The following is a 21032-nucleotide window of genomic DNA, read 5'->3' as shown; positions in this document are numbered from 1 at the left end:
GGGGAGGGCTGGGCCCGGGGGTGGGGGCGCAGCGACCGTGTGGCGCGCCCAACCAGAGCGAGAGGAGGTGCAGCGAAGCAAACCGTAGGCGCTGCGCCCGGATCGATCCCGGAGCGAGGGGCCCCGGGGCCCCAGCGAGCGGGCCGTACGTAGGAGCAAGCCTTTTGGGTTACCTTTTCGGCGTTGGGAAAAGGTGACCCGCCGTAAGGGCGGAACCCTGAGTGGCCGTTACCGCAGGAAAGGATATGTACCCAAAACGAAAGACAGCAGCGCATCCAAGATCCATCCCCCTCACCCCAGCCCTCCCGAAACGTCGGACCGCCCCCAAGGGGGCGAGGGGGAAAGGGAGCAGATCTTCGTGCAGTTCAAAATCTCAGCCCGGCTCGGTCAGTTGCTGAGAAACTCGGCTACTTTCTGCGCGGCGCTGGCCAAATGCTGTTCTTGGGTAAACCCGGAAACCTTCAATGGCTTGAGGTCATGATCGCCGGCAGCTAACCACGCCACCTCAATACTCGGTGACAAGGTGTAAGCCTCAACCGCCTCCCGATTGCCAAGCGCATCCCGCTCCCCCTGCACAATCAACGTCCGAGTCTGCAAAGAAGCCAAATGCTCAACCCGAGGCTTCTCCGGCTTCCCCACCGCATAAAACGGATACCCCAGACACACCAACGCATCCGCACCCAATTCGTCAGCCAAAAGACTCGCCATCCGCCCACCCATAGACTTCCCGCCCACGGCCAAAACCCCAGTGACATGACGCCGCACCTCGGCATACACCTCACGCCAACATTCCTGCAGTTTCGCAGCAGGATTCGGCGGCCGCTTCACCCCATCCACCCGCCGCTGCGCCATATACGCAAATTCAAACCGCAACACATTCACCCCAAGCCCGGCAAGGCGCGCAGCCATATCATTCATCCAGTCACTGTCCATCGGCGCCCCGGCACCGTGGGCCAGGATCAACGTCGCCGCAGCCTCACCACTGGCAGCATCCCAAAGCCACCCACGATCCCGCACACACTGCGCCCATTGATCCCCGTCAATACTGGCCTTGTGCTGTTTGTCCATGCTTGCCTCGCTTTTAGTCTGCCTATAACTCCAGACGAAGGATTCGCCGCGTGTTTTGCGCGCGCTCACTTCGGCTGAACCGTGGATGGGGAACCATGAACACTTTTATCAGTACCGCCTACAACTACAAGGTGGTCCGCCAATTCGCCATTATGACGGTGGTGTGGGGCATCGTCGGCATGGGGCTCGGGGTTTTTCTCGCGGCCCAATTGGTCTGGCCCGAACTCAACTTCAATTTGCCCTGGACCAGTTTCGGCCGTCTGCGCCCGCTGCACACCAACGCGGTGATCTTCGCGTTCGGTGGCTGTGCGCTGTTCGCCAGTTCGTTCTACTCGGTGCAACGCACCTGCCAGACCCAATTGTTTGCGCCAAAAATCGCCGCGTTCTGCTTCTGGGGCTGGCAACTGGTGATTCTATTGGCGGCGATCAGCCTGCCACTGGGTTACACCAGCTCCAAGGAATACGCCGAGCTGGAATGGCCGATCGACATCCTGATCACCATCGTCTGGGTCGCCTACGCCGTCGTGTTCTTCGGCACGATCATGCAGCGCAAGACCAAGCATATCTATGTGGGCAACTGGTTCTTCGGCGCGTTCATCATCACCGTGGCGATTCTGCACATCGTCAACAACCTTGAGTTGCCAGTGAGTTTCACCAAGTCCTACTCGGTGTACGCCGGTGCAACCGACGCGATGGTGCAATGGTGGTACGGCCACAACGCCGTAGGTTTTTTCCTCACCGCCGGTTTCCTCGGGATGATGTACTACTTCGTGCCGAAACAGGCCGAACGTCCGGTGTATTCGTATCGCCTGTCGATCGTGCACTTCTGGGCCTTGATCACCCTGTACATCTGGGCCGGCCCGCACCACTTGCACTACACCGCGCTGCCGGACTGGGCACAGTCGCTGGGCATGGTGATGTCGCTGATTCTGCTGGCACCGAGCTGGGGCGGCATGATCAACGGCATGATGACCCTCTCAGGCGCCTGGCATAAGTTGCGCAGCGACCCGATCCTGCGCTTCCTCGTGGTCTCGCTGGCGTTCTACGGCATGTCGACCTTCGAAGGTCCGATGATGGCGATCAAGACCGTCAACGCCCTCTCCCACTACACCGACTGGACCATCGGCCACGTACACGCCGGCGCCCTCGGCTGGGTGGCGATGATTTCCATCGGCGCGCTGTACCACATGATCCCGAAAATCTTCGGCAAGGCGCAGATGCACAGCGTCGGTTTGATCAACGCGCACTTCTGGCTCGCAACCATCGGCACCGTGCTCTACATCGCCTCGATGTGGGTCAACGGCATCGCCCAAGGCCTGATGTGGCGCGCGGTGAACGAGGACGGCACGCTGACCTACTCCTTCGTCGAAACCCTGGTGGCCAGCCACCCAGGCTTCGTCGTGCGGCTGATTGGTGGGGCGATCTTCCTCAGCGGCATGTTCCTGATGGCTTACAACACCTGGCGCACCGTGCGGGCCTCGCAGCCTGCTGACGTCGTCGCTGCCGCGCAGATGGCCTGAGGAGTCGACCATGAAACACGAAACGATTGAAAAGAACGTCGGCCTGTTGATGTTGCTCATGGTGTTTGCCGTGAGCATCGGCGGCCTGACCCAGATCGTCCCGCTGTTCTTCCAGGACGTCACCAACAAACCGGTCGAGGGCATGAAGCCCTACACCGCGCTGCAACTGGAAGGCCGCGACATCTATATCCGCGAAGGCTGCGTCGGTTGCCACTCGCAGATGATCCGCCCTTTCCGCGCCGAAACCGAGCGCTACGGGCACTACTCGGTAGCCGGTGAAAGCGTGTGGGATCACCCGTTTCTCTGGGGGTCGAAACGTACCGGACCGGATCTGGCCCGGGTCGGCGCGCGCTACTCGGATGACTGGCACCGCGCGCACTTGTACAACCCGCGCAACGTCGTACCGGAATCGAAAATGCCGGCCTACCCGTGGCTGGTTACGCAAGCGGTCGACAGCAGCCATACCGAAACCAAGCTCAAAGTCATGCGTACCCTCGGCGTGCCTTACACCGACGACGACATCAGCGGCGCGGTGGCCAGCCTCAAAGGCAAGACCGAAATGGACGCCCTCGTCTCCTACCTGCAAGTGCTCGGCACTGCGATCAAGAGCAAGAGGTGAGCACGATGATCATTGAGATGAGTGCAGGCCTGATTCGCGGTCTCGGCACGGTCGTGGTGTTCGTCGCCTTCGTCGGCCTGACCTTGTGGGTGTTCAACCGCAAGCGCACCCCGGAATTCGCCGAAGCACGTCTGCTACCGTTTGCCGACGAGCCGCAGCCCGAACAAAACCAAGCATCTGAAACAAGGAGTACCCGGCCATGACCACCTTCTGGAGTACGTGGATCTGCGTACTGACCATCGGCAGCCTGATCGGCCTGACGTGGCTGCTGATCGGCACCCGCCGGGGAGAGACCAAAGGCAGCGTCGACCAGACCATGGGCCACAGCTTCGACGGCATCGAGGAGTACGACAACCCGCTGCCGCAGTGGTGGTTCATGCTGTTCGCCGGCACGCTGGTGTTTTCCGTGGGCTATTTAATCCTGTATCCGGGTCTGGGCAACTGGAAAGGCATCCTGCCGGGTTACGAGGATGGCTGGACCGGTGTGCACGAGTGGGAAAAGGAAATGAACAAGGCTGATGCCAGGTTCGGGCCGATCTTCGCCAAGTTCGCCGCCATGCCGGTGGAGGAAGTGGCGAAGGATCCGCAGGCGTTGAAAATGGGTGGCCGCCTGTTCGCTTCCAACTGCTCGGTGTGCCACGGCTCCGACGCCAAGGGCGCGTTCGGTTTCCCTAACCTCGCCGACAGCGACTGGCGCTGGGGCGGCGACGCCGACACCATCAAGACCACCATCATGGGTGGCCGGATGGCGGCGATGCCGGCCTGGGGCGAAGTGCTCGGCGAGGCCGGGGTGAAGAACGTGGCCGCGTATGTGCGTCACGAGCTGGCCGGTCTGCCATTGCCCGCCGACAGCAAGGCCGACCTGCAAGCCGGACAGCAGGCGTTCAGCACCACTTGCGTAGCCTGTCACGGGGCAACCGGCCACGGCACTGAAGCCATGGGCGCGCCGAATCTGACGCACCCGGCCGGGTTTATCTACGGAACCAGCCTGACCCAACTCGAGCAAACCATTCGCCATGGTCGTCAGGGTCATATGCCGGCGCAGAACGAGCTGTTGGGTAACGATAAAGTGCAATTGCTCGCCGCTTATGTGTACAGCCTGTCGCACGGATTGAATACAGAAAAACTGATTACCGAAGACAACAAGAAGTAATCATTGCATACACCTCTGCCGCACCTTTCTCGGTGCGGCAGCATCCTGCCCCTTTGCGACGCATTGTCGCACCCCTTCGCACCCTCTCCTTTCGGTTCCCCGGATTCGGGTCTACGCTTGCTCGATGCGGACTGGCTTGTGCCGGTTCCAGGTCAACGCTGACTGCTGTGTTCTGCGAACCGGCTGACTGATGTGGCCGCAAACGCCGGTAGATACCGGCTGTCGTGCCATTTGCCATCCGTCACCCGAACTGAGCGTTTGAACACACCCCGTTACAAGCGACCTGAACCCCTCGCTTTTTTCGTCCGCTGCGACATTTTGTCCGAGGCCGATTTTGTCCTTACGCGGCGCATGGAAAGGCCGCAGAATCAGCGTTGGAAAGCATTGACCCAGGTCATGGCGCGTTGCAATGACCCCCTGCTCTCTGCATACTTGCGGCCGATTTTAATCCTAATAAAACACCCAAACCGTGGAACCTTAGAATGAGCACAGCAATCAGTCCGACTGCTTATAACTATAAGGTAGTCCGCCAGTTCGCCATCATGACGGTGGTCTGGGGGATCCTTGGCATGGGGCTCGGTGTCTTCATCGCCTCGCAACTGGTCTGGCCGGAATTGAACTTCGGTCTGCCGTGGACGAGCTTTGGACGCCTGCGCCCGTTGCACACAAACCTGGTGATTTTCGCCTTCGGTGGTTGTGCACTGTTTGCCACTTCCTACTATGTCGTGCAGCGAACCTGCCAGACGCGACTGATCTCCGACAGCCTCGCGGCCTTCACCTTCTGGGGCTGGCAAGCGGTGATCGTCGGCGCGATCATTACCTTGCCGCTGGGTTACACCACCACCAAGGAATATGCGGAACTGGAATGGCCGATCGCCATTTTGCTGGCCATTGTCTGGGTCACCTACGGTCTGGTGTTCTTCGGCACCATCACCAAGCGCAAAACCAAGCACATCTATGTGGGTAACTGGTTCTACGGCGCGTTCATCGTCGTCACGGCGATGTTGCACATCGTCAACCACGCTTCCCTGCCGGTGAACCTGTTCAAGTCCTACTCCGCCTACTCGGGCGCGACGGATGCGATGATCCAGTGGTGGTACGGCCACAACGCGGTGGGCTTCTTCCTGACCACCGGTTTCCTCGGGATGATGTATTACTTCGTGCCGAAACAGGCTGAGCGTCCGATCTACTCCTATCGCCTGTCGATCGTGCACTTCTGGGCGCTGATCACCCTGTATATCTGGGCCGGCCCGCACCACTTGCACTACACCGCACTGCCGGATTGGGCACAATCTTTGGGTATGGCGATGTCGATCATTCTGCTGGCGCCAAGCTGGGGCGGCATGATCAACGGCATGATGACCCTGTCGGGCGCCTGGCATAAGTTGCGCACCGACCCGATCCTGCGCTTCCTCGTGGTGTCGCTGGCGTTCTACGGCATGTCGACCTTCGAAGGTCCGATGATGGCGATCAAGACCGTCAACTCGCTCTCGCACTACACCGACTGGACCATCGGCCACGTACACGCCGGCGCTCTCGGCTGGGTAGCGATGATCTCGATCGGCGCGATCTACCACATGATCCCGCGTCTGTTCGGCCGTGCGCAGATGCACAGTGTCGGCCTGATCAACGCGCACTTCTGGCTCGCGACCATCGGCACCGTGCTCTACATCGCGTCGATGTGGGTCAACGGCATCACTCAGGGCCTGATGTGGCGTGCAATCAACGACGACGGCACCCTCACCTACTCGTTCGTTGAAGCGCTGCAGGCCAGCCACCCGGGTTACATCGTTCGTGCCCTGGGCGGCGCTTTCTTCGCCAGCGGCATGTTCCTGATGGCTTACAACGTCTGGCGCACCGTGCGCGCCTCGAACCCGGCTGAAGCCGAAGCCGCTGCCCAGATCGCTGTCGTTGGAGCTCACTGATGAAGCATGAAGCTGTCGAGAAGAATATTGGCCTGCTGGCCTTCTTCATGGTCATCGCCGTCAGCATTGGCGGCCTGACCCAAATCGTTCCGCTGTTTTTCCAGGACGTCACCAACAAGCCGGTCGAAGGCATGAAGCCGCGTTCGGCACTGGAGCTGGAAGGCCGCGACGTTTACATCGCCAACGGCTGTGTCGGCTGCCACTCGCAGATGATCCGTCCGTTCCGTGCTGAAACCGAACGCTACGGCCACTACTCGGTGGCGGGTGAAAGCGTCTGGGATCACCCGTTCCTGTGGGGTTCCAAGCGTACCGGTCCGGATCTGGCCCGGGTCGGTGGTCGTTACTCCGATGACTGGCAGCGTGCGCACTTGTACAACCCGCGCAACGTGGTGCCTGAGTCGAAAATGCCGGCTTACCCGTTCCTCGTGGAAAACAAGCTCGACGGCAAGGAAACCGCCAAGAAAATGGAGGTTTTGCGCACCCTCGGCGTCCCTTACACCGACGAAGACATCGCCGGTGCACAGGATGCCGTGAAGGGCAAAACCGAAATGGACGCGCTGGTGGCCTATCTGCAAGGCCTGGGCACCATCATCAAAAGCAAACGGTGAATTAGATGGATATCGGGATGATTCGTGGCCTGGGCACCGTTGTTGTGATGGTGGCCTTCATCGGTCTGGCGTTGTGGGTGTTCAGCCCCAAGCGCAAGTCGGAGTTTGAAGACGCGACCTTGTTGCCTTTTGCGGATGATCCCGAAGCCATCAAGCACGTCGAGCAAGCTTCTAGGAGTAACAAAGAATGACTACATTCTGGAGTCTGTACGTCACAGTCCTCAGTCTCGGTACGATCTTCGCCCTGACCTGGCTGTTGCTGTCGACCCGCAAGGGCCAGCGCAGCGAACAGACGGACGAGACGGTCGGGCACTCCTTCGACGGGATCGAGGAGTACGACAACCCACTGCCGAAATGGTGGTTCATGCTGTTTGTCGGCACCATCGTTTTCGCCTTGGGTTACCTGGTGCTGTACCCGGGTCTGGGCAACTGGAAAGGCCTGCTGCCGGGTTACAACTACCTCGATAACGACAAGCAGACCGCGTTCGCCAACGGCCAGACCGGCTGGACCGGCGTGCACGAGTGGGAAAAGGAAATGGCCCGTTCGGACGCCAAGTTCGGTCCGATCTTCGCCAAGTTCGCCGCCATGCCGATCGAAGAAGTCGCCAAGGATCCGCAAGCACTGAAAATGGGTGGCCGCCTGTTCGCCTCCAACTGCTCGGTGTGCCACGGTTCCGACGCCAAGGGTGCCTACGGTTTCCCGAACCTGACCGACGCCGACTGGCGCTGGGGCGGCGAGCCGGAAACCATCAAGACCACCATCATGGGCGGTCGTCACGCGGTTATGCCGGCCTGGGCTGAAGTGATTGGCGAGCAAGGCGTGGCCGATGTCGCGGCATTCGTCGTGACCAAACTCGATGGCCGCAAACTGCCGGAAGACACCAAGGCTGACCCGGAAAACGGCGGCAAACTGTTCGCCGCCAACTGCGTGGCCTGCCACGGTCCGGCCGGCAAAGGCACTCCCGCCATGGGCGCGCCTGACCTGACCCACCCGGGTGCATTCATCTACGGCTCGAGCTTCGCGCAACTGCAGCAGACCATCCGTTACGGCCGTCAGGGCCAGATGCCGGCGCAGGAACAACTGCAAGGCAACGACAAGGTGCACCTGCTGGCGGCTTACGTTTACAGCCTGTCCCACGGTGAAAAAGCTCCGGAAGCCGACGCCCGATAAGCCCGGTTTGCGTTGCAACGAAAGCCCTCGCCACTCACCTGGCGGGGGCTTTTTTATAGTCGACTGGTAAAGATCGACTTTACCGGCACCGTTGCCACCGGCGTACGTTTACGCCACTGGTTGCCCTCCACCAGACTCACTTCCAGTTGTTTGCGATCCCTGGAAAAACTGGCAGTCAGGTACGTTTGCCGCGAGGCCCCACCACTGAGGAACATCGGCACGCTGCCGATGTAACTCATGCTGCCGCCATCGGCATGGAAATGGCCGGCGAACATCGCCGTCACCTGGTACTTTTCGATCATCGCGCGAAAGCGCTTTTGCTCATCCCAACTGCCCGCCCAATCATAGGGTTTGTGCATGTTGATAATGATCACCGATCCCTGCATCCGCGCTATCCGCAAATCATTCTCCAGCCAGTCCAGCGACTGCTTGATATCGAACGTGGTTGGATTCAAGGCATGGGAAATCTTCACTTGGTAAGTCGGTTCATTGTTCAGTTGCACCAGATGCACTTCACCAATGCTCTTCGAGTAAGCCAGACTTCCCAGATAATGCTTATTGAGAAATCCTCCGGTAACTGCAAGATCCATCTGATCGACCTTATCAACATGATGATCGCGATAATCGACGATACTGCCCGCTGCGCAACTCTCGCTAAAGCAGTCATTGACATTGTTCTGATAGTCGTGATTACCCAGCCCGTAAAGATAGTCATCAGCAAAATATTTCTGCAGCATCCCCCCCATAAACGAGCGTTGCCAGCCGTGGCCGAACGCGGTCATGTCGCCGTTGATCATCAGCGGTACTGTGCTCTGCCCGCCCATCTCGTTGCGGAACTGTGCAATGCTCGCGAATTGGCTTTCAACCAGCCATTTCGAGCGTTTTTCAAAGTCCGCGCTCGATTCCTCTTCGCCGCTGTCCGATTTTTCCGTCCACGGATATTGGGGGTCCGAGGCAAATACCATGTGCTGTGGAACGCCTTCGTCTGCATGGGCAAAAGAAGCCAGCGATGACAGGCACAGCCCGGCGAGAGTTTTTTTAACATCCTTTATATTCATGAAACTCCATTGTTACCTTGTTCTATAAACATCAATACGCAACTGCCGAAGAACAGCGCAAAAAACTAAGTTATTCGAGAAGCCCGCAACTTTAAAACCTGACAATTAACTGATTATATTTCCAGCACATGGATATCACGCACATAAAGCGGCAAGCAGACGGCCCCGCCAATGTGTATTGGTGGGGCTATTCTGTTGGCGCTTCATACCTTGAGACACTTGTCTGATGGACTCGATTGACCATCGGCGATAGGGTTTTCAGCAGCCCGATGATCCGCATCGGAGTAACTTCAAGGATGAAGCTGCCATGTTGAATGATGACAACACGCAACTACCAGACGAGCAGGACCTCGCTGAAACCGAGCAGTCTTGCGACTCATCGAATCACGCCCTGAGTCCCGCTGTGCTGAGCCTCGGCACGCCGCTGCAACCCGATGCCAACAGCACCACGAAACCGCACAGGAATACCGGCAGTCTCGACAGCCTGGGCGGTGGTCGGCTTCCCTGAGTTTTGAAACGAAGCCTGATTCAAGCCGAGATGGCTTCTACTTCGCGCGAAGCCGTCTCCACACATGCCAGCCATCGCCCGACCAACGGACGTATGAGCCCTGCTCCTTCCAATTGCCGCACTGACGGTGAAGTAGTAACGTTGCTACATCTGCAATCCGAGAGGTCGACCATGATGGCAATCACCACCATCTCCAGCCGTGAGTTCAATCAGGACACCAGCAGCGCCAAGAAGGCTGCACGCCTGGGCCCTGTGATCATTACCGACCGCGGCAAGGCTTCTCACGTCCTGCTGAGCATCGAGGAATATCAGGAACTGAGCGGTACAAACGCAAACATTGTTGATTTGCTAGTCATGCCGGAAGCCGCCGACATCGAATTCGAAACCGAGCGTGCGGTCATCATTCATCGTCCCGTGGATCTATCCTGATGTATTTACTCGACACCAATGTGATATCCGAACTTCGCAAGCCGCAAGCTGATGCCAATGTCGTCAATTGGGCGAAAAGCGTGCTGGCTCCAAGCCTGTATCTTTCGGCCATTACCCTGAAAGAACTGGAAACCGGGGTGCTACGCATGGAACGGCGCGATCCTGCTCAAGGCAAGGTTTTGCGCAGCTGGCTGATGCGCCACGTCATGCCGGCATTCGACGCACGAATCCTGCCGGTGGACGCTGCTGTGGCACTGCGTTGTGCCAGTCTGCATGTACCCGATCAGGCCAATGAAAGCGACGCATTGATTGCAGCCACCGCGCTGGTTCACGGACTCACTGTCGTTACTCGCAATGTCGGTGATTTTCAATCGAGTGGTGTTTCCCTGATAAACCCCTGGGAACAATGAATTAGCGACCACGCCAAAACTGTCCATACTCAACAAGTCAATTGACCTGCATCAGGCTTTGCTACATTCGCTACACCATTCAGGCTTCGCCCCCAACGCGACCAAAGGTCGCACCCTTGAGCCAGAGCGACAGGCGTATCATTGCGCCACTGCAACACCCCATTTTGACCGCGGTTGGCACGTATCGACCGAGGCATTTTTCCACTGCCGTGGGATGCAATGATGAGCAACCAGATTCCGGTACACGACGTCACACCACCGAGCAAAAACGCGAACAACAGCGTCGACCTTTACGCCTCACGAGAAAAAATCTACACCCGCGCTTTCACCGGCCTGTTCCGCAACTTGCGGATGATGGGCGGCGCCGCATTGTTCCTGCTGTATTTCGGTACGGTGTGGCTGAACTGGGGCGGCCACCAGGCCGTGTGGTGGAACTTGCCAGAGCGCAAATTCTTCATCTTCGGTGCAACGTTCTGGCCACAGGATTTCATCCTGCTTTCGGGCCTCTTGATCATCGCTGCGTTCGGCCTGTTCTTCATTACCGTTTATGCCGGCCGCGTCTGGTGCGGGTACACCTGCCCGCAAAGTGTTTGGACATGGATTTTCATGTGGTGCGAAAAGGTCACCGAAGGCGACCGCAACCAGCGCATCAAGCTCGACAAGGCGCCGATGAGCGCCAACAAATTCCTGCGTAAAGCCGCCAAGCACGTGATGTGGCTGCTGATCGGTTTCGTCACCGGCATGACCTTCGTCGGTTACTTCTCGCCGATCCGCGAACTGGTCTTCGAATTCTTCACCGGCCAGGCCGATGGCTGGTCGTATTTCTGGGTCGGCTTCTTCACCCTCGCCACCTACGGCAACGCCGGCTGGTTGCGCGAGCAGGTGTGCATCTACATGTGCCCGTATGCGCGCTTCCAGAGTGTGATGTTCGACAAGGACACGCTGATCGTTTCCTACGATCCGCGTCGCGGCGAAAGCCGTGGCCCGCGCAAGAAAGGTATCGACTACAAGGCCCTGGGCCTCGGTGACTGCATCGATTGCACCATGTGCGTGCAGGTCTGCCCGACCGGCATCGACATCCGCGACGGCCTGCAGATCGAGTGCATCGGTTGCGCCGCGTGCATCGACGCCTGCGACAGCATCATGGACAAGATGGATTACCCGCGCGGCCTGATCAGCTACACCACCGAACACAACCTGTCGGGACAGAAAACCCATAAACTGCGGCCACGCCTGATCGGCTATGCCGTGGTGTTGCTGGCGATGATCAGCCTGCTGGTCACCGCGTTCGTCATGCGTTCGCTGGTCGGTTTCGATGTCAGCAAGGACCGTGTGCTGTACCGCGAAAACGCTGAAGGCCGGATCGAAAACGTTTACAGCCTGAAGATCATGAACAAGGACCAGCGCGATCACACCTATGTGCTGGAAGCCGCCGGGTTGCCGGATCTGCGCCTGCAAGGCAAGCGCGAGATCAAGGTCGCGGCCGGCGACATCGTCAGCATGCCGGTCGAGTTGTCGAGCGCACCGGAACAACTGCCATCGAGCACCAACGAGGTGAAATTCATCCTCAAGGATGCCGATGACGACAGCGTCCACGTTGAAGCCAAGAGCCGATTCATCGGCCCCCAAATCCGTTGAGAGAACTGAACATGCCCGCAGCAAACGCCGCAAGTCCTTGGTACAAGCACCTCTGGCCATGGATCATCATCGGGATTCTGGCCTGTTCGGTGACCCTGACTCTGTCGATGGTGACCATTGCGGTGAACAACCCGGACAATCTGGTCAACGACAACTACTACGAGGCGGGCAAGGGTATCAACCGTTCGCTGGATCGCGAGTTGTTGGCGCAGAATTTGAAGATGCGTGCGGCGGTGCATCTGGATGATGTTACTGGTGAGGTTGATTTGCGCCTGAGCGGCGACAGCCAGCCGAAGACCCTTGAATTGAACCTGATTTCGCCGACACAACCGGAAAAGGATCGCAAGATCGTCCTGACCCGCAGCGAAACCGAAGCAGGCCGCTACATCGGTCAATTGGGCGACAAGGTCGAAGGTCGCCGGTTTGTCGAATTGCTCGGCAGTCAGGATGACCATGTGTGGCGCATGTTCGAAGAAGAGCTAGTGAGCCATGACAAGGATCTGCTGCTGGGTGACGAGCCGCTGCAAGGCGCCGAAGACCTCAAGAAGTAACCCGATACCCCTATGTAGGAGCTGCCGCAGGCTGCGATCTTTTGATCTTGTTTTAAAGTCAAAAGATCGCAGCCTGCGGCAGCTCCTACACGGGGGTGTAGTGAATCAGCAGTATTAGTGAACACTCGATGACCAGCCCACTCCCCTGCTACCACTGCGCCCTGCCCGTTCCGTCTGGCAGCCGCTTCACCGCTGTCGTGCTCGGACAATCCCGCGAGTTCTGCTGCCCGGGCTGTCAGGCTGTGGCCGAAGCCATCGTCGCCGGCGGTCTGGAAAGCTACTACCAACACCGCAGCGAAGCCTCAGCCAACCCCGAAGCATTGCCGGTGCAATTGGTCGATGAACTGGCGCTGTACGATCGCGCCGACGTCCAGCAACCCTTTGTGCGCCACCAAGGGGAGCTGGCCGAAACCACCCTGCTGATGGAAGGCATCAGTTGCGCCGCGTGTGGCTGGCTGATTGAAAAACACCTGCGCACGCTGCCCGCCGTCGCCGAGGCGCGGCTGAACCTGTCCAACCATCGCCTGCACGTGAGCTGGGCCGACGCGCAATTGCCGCTGAGCCAGATCCTCGCCGAACTGCGCCACATCGGTTACGCCGCCCATCCCTATCAGGCTGATCGCGCCAGCGAACAACTGGCCAGCGAAAACCGCCTGGCCCTGCGCCAGCTCGGCGTCGCCGGGCTGCTGTGGTTCCAGGCGATGATGGCGACCATGGCCACCTGGCCGGAATTCAACATCGACCTCAGCCCCGAGCTACACACGATCCTGCGCTGGGTGGCGCTGTTCCTGACCACGCCGATCGTGTTCTACAGCTGCGCGCCGTTCTTCAAAGGCGCGATGCGCGATTTGCGCACACGACACCTGACCATGGATGTCTCGGTGTCGCTGGCGATCGGCAGCGCCTACATCGCCGGGATCTGGACCTCGATCACCGGTGTCGGCGAGTTGTACTTCGACGCAGTGGGCATGTTCGCGCTGTTCCTGCTCGCCGGACGTTACCTGGAACGCCGCGCACGGGAACGCACAGCGGCTGCAACGGCCCAACTGGTCAATCTGTTGCCCGCTTCGTGTCTGCGCCTGGACAACCACGGCCAGAGCGAACGCATTCTGCTCAGCGAATTGCGCCTGAGTGATCAAATCCTCATCCCGCCCGGTTCGATTCTGCCGGCAGACGGCAAGATCATCGATGGCCAATCGAGCATCGACGAATCGCTGCTGACCGGCGAATACCTGCCGCAACCGCGCATGCCCGGTGATGCTGTGACCGCCGGCACGCTGAATGTCGAAGGCGCGCTGACCGTGGAAGTGCAGGCGCTGGGCCAGGACACACGACTGTCGGCTATCGTCCGCCTGCTCGAGCGCGCTCAGGCGGAAAAACCGCGTCTGGCAGAAATTGCCGCCCGCGCCGCGCAATGGTTCCTGCTGCTGTCGCTGATCGCCGCTGCCGCCATCGGCCTGCTGTGGTGGGAGCTGGCTTCTTCGCGCGCGTTCCGGATCGTCCTCGCCATGCTCGTCGCGCCCTGCCCGTGCGCCCTGTCGCTGGCAACGCCGACTGCCCTCACCGCCGCCACCGGCACCCTGCACAAACTCGGCTTACTGCTGACGCGCGGGCATGTGCTGGAAGGCTTGAATCAGATCGACACGGTGATCTTCGACAAGACCGGTACGCTCACTGAAGGCCGGCTGGTACTGCGTTCGATTCGCCCACTCGGCGCGCACGACAGCGACCAATGCCTGAGCCTCGCTGCCGCGTTGGAAAACCGCTCGGAACACCCGATTGCCCGCGCCTTCGGCCGTGCGCCGCTCGCCGCTGAAGACGTCCAGAGTACGCCGGGACTTGGCCTCGAAGGGCTGGTCGGCGAGCAGCGCTTGCGCATCGGTCAGGCCGCGTTTGTCTGTGCTCTCAGCGGCGCCGGTGTGCCGGCCATGCCGAGCGGGGCTGGCCACTGGTTGCGGCCCGGCGACGCTCAAGGCCCGCTGGCGTGGTGCGGCCTCGACGACCGCTTGCGCGACGACGCCCCCGCCCGGCTCGCCGCGTGCAAGGCGCGTGGCTGGCGCACATTGCTGTTGTCCGGCGACAGCTCGCCGATGGTCGCTAGCGTGGCGGCGGAACTGGGTATTGATGAGGCTCGTGGCGGTTTGCGCCCCGACGACAAGCTGCAAGTGCTGCAACAACTGCACAAGGAAGGCCGCAAGGTGCTGATGCTCGGCGACGGCGTCAACGATGTGCCGGTGTTGGCTGCCGCTGATATCAGCGTGGCCATGGGCTCGGCCACGGATCTGGCGAAAACCAGTGCCGATGCCGTGCTGCTGTCCAATCGTCTCGACGCCTTGGTCCAGGCCTTCACCCTCGCGCGGCGAACCCGTCGGGTAATCATCGAGAACCTGCTGTGGGCGGCGCTGTACAATGGCCTCATGTTGCCATTCGCCGCCCTTGGCTGGATCACTCCGGTGTGGGCCGCCGTCGGCATGTCGATCAGTTCGTTGACCGTGGTGCTCAATGCCTTGCGCCTGACTCGCTTGCCGAGCCCGGCGCCAGTCAGCCACCGCTCAGAAACCCGCCCGCTGCCGGCCTGAGCCGCGCGGGCCTGGAGTACAGATGCCAGCTCTCTACGTGATGATCCCGGCCGCACTGCTGATCGTGGCCATCGCCGTGTACATCTTCTTCTGGGCGGTGGACAGCGGTCAGTACGACGATCTCGACGGCCCGGCCCACAGCATCCTGTTCGACGATCAGGATCCGAACCACACTGCTGCGGTGGACGAAGCCAACGCCAGCAAAGCAGACGACAAGGCCCCGCCCGATGCTTGAACTGGTGCCACTGCTGATCTCGGCGCTGATCCTCGGCTTGCTCGGTGGCGGCCATTGCCTGGGCATGTGCGGCGGCTTGATGGGCGCGTTGACCCTGGCGATTCCCAAGGAGCAACGCAGCCGACGTTTCCGCTTGTTGCTGGCGTATAACCTGGGCCGAATCCTCAGTTATGCCACGGCGGGCTTGCTGATCGGGCTGGCGGGGTGGGCGGGGGCGAACAGTCCTGCAGCGTTATTCATGCGTGTATTGGCCGGGTTGTTACTGATCGCCATGGGTTTGTATCTGGCCGGCTGGTGGAGCGGGCTAACGCGCATTGAAAGTCTCGGACGCGGTTTGTGGCGCTACATCCAACCCGTCGCCAACCGTTTGCTGCCGGTGTCGAGTCTGCCCCGCGCGCTGCTGCTTGGCGCGTTGTGGGGCTGGCTGCCGTGCGGGCTGGTTTACAGCACATTGTTGTGGTCGGCGAGTCAGGGCAACGCGCTGGACAGTGCGTTGTTGATGCTTGCGTTTGGGCTCGGCACCTGGCCGGTGCTGCTCGCCACGGGCCTCGCGGCAGAACGCGTCACGGCCATTTTGCGCAAACGCAGCGTGCGCATGGCGGGGGGTTTGCTGGTGATTCTGTTTGGCATCTGGACATTGCCGGGGCCGCATCAGCATTGGTTGATGGGCCATTAAGATCAAAAGATCGCAGCCTTCGGCAGCTCCTACCTTTGGAATGCGTTTCCCTGTAGGAGCTGCCGAAGGCTGCGATCTTTTGATCTTATGCTGTTGATGCAAATCAAGATGCCCCTGCGCGCCCTCCCCTAGACTCGCCACACTGCCAGCCTATCCGGGGGAATGCCCGCATGCTCGACGCCATTCGTTGGGACTCTGATCTGATCCGCCGCTACGACCTGGCGGGGCCGCGCTACACCTCTTATCCGACGGCCGTGCAATTTCACAGTCAGGTCGGCACCTTCGACCTGTTCCATGCCCTGCGTGACAGCCGCAAGGCCCTGCGCCCGTTGTCGCTGTATGTGCATGTGCCGTTCTGCGCGAACATTTGCTACTACTGCGCCTGCAACAAGGTCATCACCAAGGATCGCGGCCGCGCCCTGCCATACCTGCAACGGCTCGAACAGGAAATCCAGCTGATCGCCTGTCACCTCGACCCGACGCAAAAGGTCGAGCAACTGCACTTTGGCGGCGGCACTCCGACTTTTCTCAGCCACGACGAACTGCGCCAGTTGATGGCGCACCTGCGCAAGCATTTCAATTTGCTCGATGACGATTCCGGCGATTACGGCATCGAAATCGACCCGCGCGAAGCCGACTGGTCCACCATGGGCTTGTTGCGCGAGCTCGGCTTCAATCGGGTCAGCATCGGCCTGCAAGACCTCGACCCGACGGTGCAGCGTGCGGTCAATCGCCTGCAAAGCCTGGAAGAAACCCGCGCCGTGATCGACGCCGCGCGCACCCTGCAATTTCGCTCGATCAACATCGACTTGATCTACGGCCTGCCCAAGCAGACCCCGGACAACTTCGCCCGTACCGTGGAAGAGGTGATCAGCCTGCAACCGGACCGGCTCTCGGTGTTCAACTACGCGCACCTGCCGGAGCGCTTCATGCCCCAGCGGCGGATCAATGCCAGTGAATTGCCTGCGCCCGCGCAGAAACTGGAAATGCTCGAGCGCACCATCGAACAGCTCACCGCCGCCGGCTATCGCTACATCGGCATGGATCACTTTGCCCTGCCCGACGACGAACTGGCGATTGCCCAAGAGGAAGAAACCCTGCAACGCAACTTCCAGGGTTACACCACTCACGGCCATTGCGACCTGATCGGCCTGGGCGTTTCAGCGATCAGCCAGATCGGCGACCTGTATTGCCAGAACAGCAGCGACCTCAACGAATACCAGCACACCCTAGCCGCCGCGCAACTGGCAACCAGTCGAGGCCTGGTATGCAATGCCGACGATCGGCTGCGGCGCGCGGTGATTCAGCAACTGATCTGCAATTTCAGCCTCGACTTCGCCGAGATCGAACAGCAATTCAATGTCGATTTTCAGGGATATTTCGGTGCGCTGTGGCCGCAACTGCAAGGCATGGCCAACGACGGCCTGATTGAGCTTGATCGCGAAGGGATCAAGGTGTTGCCGGCCGGGCGCCTGATGGTGCGCTCGGTCTGCATGGTGTTCGACGCCTACCTGGAACAGCAGAACCGACAGCGGTTCTCGCGGGTGATCTAGTTTTTCATCAGCAGCGAACCGACTTTCAGGTTCTGATCTGCCGTGAGGCCCGACTGCCCGACCACTTTCGACAAGGCAAGATTGGCCGTGATCAACCCGGTGTTCAGCGCGGCGATGGCGCCGCGCAGGGTGGCAGTCTTGGTGATCTTTTCTTCGTTGGAAAGACGCTTGTCAGCCATCACCGCTTCGATGAGCGCCTTTTTCTCGGCAATCTCTTTTTGAAATTTACGGATCATCTTCAACAATTGCTGGATGTTCTCAGGCAGACCGCTTTCTTCGATATCGCGATTATCGCCGCCAGCGCCGGCAGATTTTTCGATGGACGCTCCAGACAGCGACACTTTGACACCTTCGACCAAGGTCGGGGTTGCTTCCTCGGTCGAGCCCGCGTCGCGTGCACTGCCCGAAGACGCTTTAAACGTCTCCGGCAATGCCGCAACGTCGCTGCCAGCGGGGCCCAGCGTGCCAATGGCGGCCATCGAATCGTTCCTTGTATGCGTTCTGATACCTGTTTATCGGCGGCTTGCCCTGCGGCTTTATGGCTGTGGGACAAAGTCGCCGTAGACTGGCCTGAATGTCCTCTCGTGGGTTACCCTTACAGCTTATGTGTGTTTTCCCACAAGGATTTAAGAAATGTCCGAGCCAGTCAAACTGCGCGCTCATAACCAGGCCCATTGCAAGGATTGCAGCCTGGCCCCTCTCTGCCTGCCACTTTCTCTGAATCTGGAAGACATGGATGCGCTGGACGAAATCGTTAAACGCGGCCGCCCGCTGAAAAAAGGCGAGTTCCTGTTCCGTCAGGGCGACACGTTCGATTCCGTTTATGCAGTACGCTCCGGCGCCCTGAAAACCTTCAGCCTGAGCGACAGCGGCGAAGAACAACTGACCGGTTTCCACCTGCCGAGCGAACTGGTCGGCCTGTCCGGCATGGACACCGAGAAACACCCGGTGTCGGCCCAGGCGCTGGAAACCACCTCGGTCTGCGAAATCCCCTTCGAACGCCTCGACGAACTGGCCCTGCAATTGCCGCAACTGCGCCGTCAGTTGATGCGTGTGATGAGCCGCGAAATCCGCGACGACCAGCAAATGATGTTGCTGCTGTCGAAGAAAACCGCCGACGAGCGCATCGCCACGTTCCTGGTCAATCTGTCCGCCCGCTTCCGCGCGCGCGGCTTCTCAGCCAATCAGTTCCGCCTGGCAATGTCGCGTAACGAAATCGGCAACTACCTCGGTCTCGCGGTGGAAACCGTGTCCCGGGTGTTCACCCGTTTCCAGCAGAACCAATTGATTGCCGCCGAGGGCAAGGAGATTCACATCCTCGACCCGATCCAGCTCTGCGCGCTGGCCGGTGGCTCGCTCGAAGGTTAATGTCGATCTGCGGTTGAGCGAAGCGTTTCAGCCGCGGGTATACTGCGCCGTTTGCAGCCCTGCCAGGACACCTCGACGATGGTCTTCGACTCCTTCGACATCAAATCGCTTATCCGCCCAGTGATCGACTTCCCGAAACCGGGCGTGATCTTTCGCGACATCACCCCGCTGTTCCAGTCGCCAACCGCCCTGCGCCTGGTGATGGACAGCTTCGCCCACCGCTATGTCGAAGCCGACTTCACCCACATCGGCGCGATGGATGCCCGTGGTTTCCTGATCGGTTCGGTGCTGGCCTATCAGTTGAACAAGCCGCTGGTGTTGTTCCGCAAGCAAGGCAAACTGCCAGCGGACGTGTTGGCCGAAGGTTACGCAACCGAGTACGGTGAAGCGTTTCTGGAAGTGCACGCCGACAGCCTGTGCGAAGGCGACTCGGTGGTGATGTTCGATGACTTGATCGCCACGGGCGGCACGCTGATCGCAGCAGCCAACCTGATTCGCCGCATGGGCGCGCGGGTGCATGAGGCGGCGGCGATTATTGATTTGCCGGAGTTGCAAGGTTCGCAGCGTCTTGAGGACATGGGTATCCCTACCTTCTGCCTGACGCAGTTTGCCTTGACCGATAAGTAAGTAGCGCCCTTCAGGCCGCCATCGCGAGCAGGCTCACTCCTACAATTTGGAATGCGTTCCCCCTGTAGGAGTGAGCCTGCTCGCGATGAGGCCAGTAGCCCCAGCAACCATTCAAAGCCCCATCTGCTTACTGATGATCTCGTTCATCACCTCCCGCGTCCCGCCGCCAATCGACAGAATGCGGTTATCCCGATACAGCCGTTCCACCAGACTCTCACGCATATAACCCAACCCACCCAGAATCTGCACCGCCTCGGTGGTGATCCGGTCCGAAGTGTCCGTGGCAAAGTTCTTCGCCATGGAAATCTCCTTGATCACACTCTGCCCCGCCGCCATCTTCGCCGCTTGCCGGTAAGTGAACTCCCGCGATACCTCCAGTGCAGTCGCCATCTCGGCGAGCCGATGTTTGATCACCTGAAACTTGCCGATCGGTTTGCCAAACGCTTCACGCTCGCGCGCCCATTTCAGGCTCTGTTCCAGCGCAAGCTGTGAGGTCATGTTGGCCATCAGTGCCAGCGCCAGTCGTTCGCTCTGAAAGTTGCCCATGATGCAGGCGAAGCCCATGTTCTCGGCGCCGATCAGATTGCCCACAGGTACACGGCAATCGTCGAAGAACAATTCAGCGGTGTCCGACGCCCACCAGCCCATTTTCTTAAGCTGACGGCCGACGGTGAAACCGGGCGTGCCCTTCTCGATCAACAACAGACTGATACCGCCGAAACCCGGCGCACCGGTACGCACCGCGACGGTGTAGAAATCCGCGCGCACGCCACTGGTGATAAAGGTTTTGCTGCCGCTGACCCGGTAGACATCGCCGTCGCGCACGGCGCGGGTTTGCAGGTTGGCAACGTCAGAGCCACCACCGGGTTCGGTGACTGCCAAGGCGCTGATTTTCTCGCCGCCAAGCACTTGAGGCACAACACGATCCCGCACCTGGGGACGGGCCCATTTGACGATCGGCGGCAAACCGATATCCAGCGAGCCAAGCCCTGCTACCAGCCCGCCTGAGCCACAGCGCATCAGTTCCTCACTGGCGGCAACCTTGGCGAACAGATCGCGTTCATGGCTGCCACCCAGCGCCTCGGGGTAACCGATGCCGAGGATGCCGGCGGCGCCAGCTTTCAGGTACAGCTCACGGGGGAAGCTTGCGGCTTCTTCCCACTGATCGATGTCCGGCAGGATCTCGCGTTCGACGAAACGTCGGACACTGTCGCGGACCAATTGGTGGCTGGGATCGAAGTATTCCTGAAAGGCAAGCATGGGCGAGCTCCACGGAAGGGTTCGCCGAACTTAACCGAGCGCTTGCTTGGTTTACAAGATGCAGAAGATCAAAAGA

23 protein-coding genes are annotated in these 21032 nt (G+C 59.8%); 19 read left to right on the top strand and 4 right to left on the bottom strand.

Annotated features, from left to right (window positions below; all coding sequences use genetic code 11):
- Window positions 1-387: 387 nt before the first annotated feature.
- A complete protein-coding gene (locus AK821_RS20400; RefSeq protein ID WP_064391311.1) occupies window positions 388-1068 on the bottom strand; it encodes an alpha/beta family hydrolase in 681 nt (226 codons plus the stop codon).
- Between the two features lie 95 nt (window positions 1069-1163).
- On the opposite strand from AK821_RS20400, the gene ccoN (AK821_RS20395) reads away from it, so the two are divergent.
- The 8 genes from ccoN (AK821_RS20395) (at window position 1164) to ccoP (AK821_RS20360) (ending at window position 8064) form a co-directional block, all read left to right on the top strand.
- Window positions 1164-2588, top strand: coding sequence for a cytochrome-c oxidase, cbb3-type subunit I (ccoN, locus tag AK821_RS20395; RefSeq protein ID WP_064391310.1), 1425 nt, complete (start codon window positions 1164-1166; stop codon window positions 2586-2588).
- 10 nt (window positions 2589-2598) lie between these two features.
- Window positions 2599-3207, top strand: a complete 609-nt coding sequence (gene ccoO, locus AK821_RS20390) for a cytochrome-c oxidase, cbb3-type subunit II (RefSeq protein ID WP_008082031.1) — start codon at window positions 2599-2601, stop codon at window positions 3205-3207.
- 5 nt (window positions 3208-3212) lie between these two features.
- Window positions 3213-3410 (top strand): cbb3-type cytochrome oxidase subunit 3, encoded by a 198-nt coding sequence (locus tag AK821_RS20385; protein WP_007917155.1) that lies wholly within the window; start codon window positions 3213-3215, stop codon window positions 3408-3410.
- Window positions 3407-4360: a cytochrome-c oxidase, cbb3-type subunit III gene (gene ccoP / locus AK821_RS20380; protein WP_064391309.1), complete on the top strand. Its 954-nt coding sequence runs from the start codon at window positions 3407-3409 to the stop codon at window positions 4358-4360. Before AK821_RS20385 ends, ccoP (AK821_RS20380) begins: the two co-directional genes overlap by 4 nt.
- 482 nt (window positions 4361-4842) lie before the next feature.
- Entirely contained in the window at window positions 4843-6285 is a 1443-nt protein-coding gene (gene ccoN / locus AK821_RS20375) for a cytochrome-c oxidase, cbb3-type subunit I (RefSeq protein WP_064391308.1), read from the top strand.
- Window positions 6285-6893, top strand: a complete 609-nt coding sequence (ccoO, locus tag AK821_RS20370; protein WP_064391307.1) for a cytochrome-c oxidase, cbb3-type subunit II — start codon at window positions 6285-6287, stop codon at window positions 6891-6893. Before ccoN (AK821_RS20375) ends, ccoO (AK821_RS20370) begins: the two co-directional genes overlap by 1 nt.
- Window positions 6894-6898: 5 nt before the next feature.
- Window positions 6899-7084, top strand: coding sequence for a CcoQ/FixQ family Cbb3-type cytochrome c oxidase assembly chaperone (locus AK821_RS20365; protein ID WP_003175465.1), 186 nt, complete (start codon window positions 6899-6901; stop codon window positions 7082-7084).
- On the top strand, window positions 7081-8064 hold the full coding sequence (gene ccoP / locus AK821_RS20360) for a cytochrome-c oxidase, cbb3-type subunit III (RefSeq protein ID WP_064391306.1): 984 nt from the start codon (window positions 7081-7083) through the stop codon (window positions 8062-8064). The genes AK821_RS20365 and ccoP (AK821_RS20360) overlap by 4 nt, the downstream gene beginning before the upstream one ends.
- 53 nt (window positions 8065-8117) lie before the next feature.
- On the opposite strand, the gene AK821_RS20355 is transcribed toward ccoP (AK821_RS20360), so the two are convergent.
- Window positions 8118-9122, bottom strand: a complete 1005-nt coding sequence (locus AK821_RS20355) for a metallophosphoesterase family protein (RefSeq protein WP_064391305.1) — start codon at window positions 9120-9122, stop codon at window positions 8118-8120.
- A gap of 307 nt (window positions 9123-9429) precedes the next feature.
- Between AK821_RS20355 and AK821_RS20350 the strand changes: the two genes are divergently transcribed.
- From AK821_RS20350 to hemN, 9 genes are all read left to right on the top strand, one after another.
- Window positions 9430-9630 (top strand): hypothetical protein, encoded by a 201-nt coding sequence (locus AK821_RS20350; protein ID WP_064391304.1) that lies wholly within the window; start codon window positions 9430-9432, stop codon window positions 9628-9630.
- A gap of 174 nt (window positions 9631-9804) precedes the next feature.
- Window positions 9805-10059, top strand: a complete 255-nt coding sequence (locus tag AK821_RS20345; protein ID WP_064391312.1) for a type II toxin-antitoxin system Phd/YefM family antitoxin — start codon at window positions 9805-9807, stop codon at window positions 10057-10059.
- Complete coding sequence (locus tag AK821_RS20340; protein WP_064391303.1) at window positions 10059-10469, top strand: type II toxin-antitoxin system VapC family toxin; 411 nt, start codon at window positions 10059-10061, stop codon at window positions 10467-10469. The genes AK821_RS20345 and AK821_RS20340 overlap by 1 nt, the downstream gene beginning before the upstream one ends.
- Window positions 10470-10691: 222 nt before the next feature.
- Window positions 10692-12107 (top strand): cytochrome c oxidase accessory protein CcoG, encoded by a 1416-nt coding sequence (ccoG, locus tag AK821_RS20335; RefSeq protein ID WP_064391302.1) that lies wholly within the window; start codon window positions 10692-10694, stop codon window positions 12105-12107.
- 11 nt (window positions 12108-12118) lie between these two features.
- Complete coding sequence (locus AK821_RS20330; protein WP_064391301.1) at window positions 12119-12658, top strand: FixH family protein; 540 nt, start codon at window positions 12119-12121, stop codon at window positions 12656-12658.
- A gap of 128 nt (window positions 12659-12786) precedes the next feature.
- Window positions 12787-15237, top strand: coding sequence for a heavy metal translocating P-type ATPase (locus AK821_RS20325; RefSeq protein ID WP_064391300.1), 2451 nt, complete (start codon window positions 12787-12789; stop codon window positions 15235-15237).
- 22 nt (window positions 15238-15259) lie between these two features.
- The gene (gene ccoS / locus AK821_RS20320) at window positions 15260-15472 is read left to right on the top strand and encodes a cbb3-type cytochrome oxidase assembly protein CcoS (RefSeq protein WP_064391299.1); all 213 of its coding nucleotides are present in this window, start codon (window positions 15260-15262) and stop codon (window positions 15470-15472) included.
- Complete coding sequence (locus tag AK821_RS20315; protein ID WP_064391298.1) at window positions 15465-16148, top strand: sulfite exporter TauE/SafE family protein; 684 nt, start codon at window positions 15465-15467, stop codon at window positions 16146-16148. Before ccoS ends, AK821_RS20315 begins: the two co-directional genes overlap by 8 nt.
- 170 nt (window positions 16149-16318) lie before the next feature.
- Window positions 16319-17701: an oxygen-independent coproporphyrinogen III oxidase gene (hemN, locus tag AK821_RS20310; protein WP_064391297.1), complete on the top strand. Its 1383-nt coding sequence runs from the start codon at window positions 16319-16321 to the stop codon at window positions 17699-17701.
- On the opposite strand, the gene AK821_RS20305 is transcribed toward hemN, so the two are convergent.
- Window positions 17698-18180, bottom strand: a complete 483-nt coding sequence (locus AK821_RS20305; RefSeq protein WP_064391296.1) for a hypothetical protein — start codon at window positions 18178-18180, stop codon at window positions 17698-17700. The genes hemN and AK821_RS20305 overlap by 4 nt on opposite strands.
- Before the next feature lie 154 nt (window positions 18181-18334).
- Between AK821_RS20305 and fnr the strand changes: the two genes are divergently transcribed.
- Both fnr and AK821_RS20295 read left to right on the top strand, forming a co-directional pair.
- On the top strand, window positions 18335-19069 hold the full coding sequence (gene fnr, locus AK821_RS20300; protein ID WP_008088813.1) for a fumarate/nitrate reduction transcriptional regulator Fnr: 735 nt from the start codon (window positions 18335-18337) through the stop codon (window positions 19067-19069).
- A 78-nt stretch (window positions 19070-19147) separates the two neighbouring features.
- On the top strand, window positions 19148-19696 hold the full coding sequence (locus AK821_RS20295) for an adenine phosphoribosyltransferase (RefSeq protein WP_007918333.1): 549 nt from the start codon (window positions 19148-19150) through the stop codon (window positions 19694-19696).
- A 111-nt stretch (window positions 19697-19807) separates the two neighbouring features.
- Here the strand turns inward: AK821_RS20295 and AK821_RS20290 are convergent, their stop codons facing one another.
- Window positions 19808-20956: an acyl-CoA dehydrogenase family protein gene (locus AK821_RS20290; RefSeq protein WP_064391295.1), complete on the bottom strand. Its 1149-nt coding sequence runs from the start codon at window positions 20954-20956 to the stop codon at window positions 19808-19810.
- Between the last annotated feature and the right edge of the window lie 76 nt (window positions 20957-21032).

The organism is Pseudomonas sp. RIT-PI-r, assembly GCF_001297015.1.
Taxonomy (GTDB): domain Bacteria; phylum Pseudomonadota; class Gammaproteobacteria; order Pseudomonadales; family Pseudomonadaceae; genus Aquipseudomonas.
The sequence above is the reverse complement of the archived record's forward strand: the minus strand, read 5'-3'. Positions and strand labels throughout refer to the sequence as shown.

Coding starts and splice junctions, on each gene's coding strand:
- AK821_RS20400 (WP_064391311.1), bottom strand. CDS start 1,068: ATGGACAAACAGCACAAGGCCAGTATTGACGGGGATCAATGGGCGCAG.
- ccoN (WP_064391310.1), top strand. CDS start 1,164: ATGAACACTTTTATCAGTACCGCCTACAACTACAAGGTGGTCCGCCAA.
- ccoO (WP_008082031.1), top strand. CDS start 2,599: ATGAAACACGAAACGATTGAAAAGAACGTCGGCCTGTTGATGTTGCTC.
- AK821_RS20385 (WP_007917155.1), top strand. CDS start 3,213: ATGATCATTGAGATGAGTGCAGGCCTGATTCGCGGTCTCGGCACGGTC.
- ccoP (WP_064391309.1), top strand. CDS start 3,407: ATGACCACCTTCTGGAGTACGTGGATCTGCGTACTGACCATCGGCAGC.
- ccoN (WP_064391308.1), top strand. CDS start 4,843: ATGAGCACAGCAATCAGTCCGACTGCTTATAACTATAAGGTAGTCCGC.
- ccoO (WP_064391307.1), top strand. CDS start 6,285: ATGAAGCATGAAGCTGTCGAGAAGAATATTGGCCTGCTGGCCTTCTTC.
- AK821_RS20365 (WP_003175465.1), top strand. CDS start 6,899: ATGGATATCGGGATGATTCGTGGCCTGGGCACCGTTGTTGTGATGGTG.
- ccoP (WP_064391306.1), top strand. CDS start 7,081: ATGACTACATTCTGGAGTCTGTACGTCACAGTCCTCAGTCTCGGTACG.
- AK821_RS20355 (WP_064391305.1), bottom strand. CDS start 9,122: ATGAATATAAAGGATGTTAAAAAAACTCTCGCCGGGCTGTGCCTGTCA.
- AK821_RS20350 (WP_064391304.1), top strand. CDS start 9,430: ATGTTGAATGATGACAACACGCAACTACCAGACGAGCAGGACCTCGCT.
- AK821_RS20345 (WP_064391312.1), top strand. CDS start 9,805: ATGGCAATCACCACCATCTCCAGCCGTGAGTTCAATCAGGACACCAGC.
- AK821_RS20340 (WP_064391303.1), top strand. CDS start 10,059: ATGTATTTACTCGACACCAATGTGATATCCGAACTTCGCAAGCCGCAA.
- ccoG (WP_064391302.1), top strand. CDS start 10,692: ATGAGCAACCAGATTCCGGTACACGACGTCACACCACCGAGCAAAAAC.
- AK821_RS20330 (WP_064391301.1), top strand. CDS start 12,119: ATGCCCGCAGCAAACGCCGCAAGTCCTTGGTACAAGCACCTCTGGCCA.
- AK821_RS20325 (WP_064391300.1), top strand. CDS start 12,787: ATGACCAGCCCACTCCCCTGCTACCACTGCGCCCTGCCCGTTCCGTCT.
- ccoS (WP_064391299.1), top strand. CDS start 15,260: ATGCCAGCTCTCTACGTGATGATCCCGGCCGCACTGCTGATCGTGGCC.
- AK821_RS20315 (WP_064391298.1), top strand. CDS start 15,465: ATGCTTGAACTGGTGCCACTGCTGATCTCGGCGCTGATCCTCGGCTTG.
- hemN (WP_064391297.1), top strand. CDS start 16,319: ATGCTCGACGCCATTCGTTGGGACTCTGATCTGATCCGCCGCTACGAC.
- AK821_RS20305 (WP_064391296.1), bottom strand. CDS start 18,180: ATGGCCGCCATTGGCACGCTGGGCCCCGCTGGCAGCGACGTTGCGGCA.
- fnr (WP_008088813.1), top strand. CDS start 18,335: ATGTCCGAGCCAGTCAAACTGCGCGCTCATAACCAGGCCCATTGCAAG.
- AK821_RS20295 (WP_007918333.1), top strand. CDS start 19,148: ATGGTCTTCGACTCCTTCGACATCAAATCGCTTATCCGCCCAGTGATC.
- AK821_RS20290 (WP_064391295.1), bottom strand. CDS start 20,956: ATGCTTGCCTTTCAGGAATACTTCGATCCCAGCCACCAATTGGTCCGC.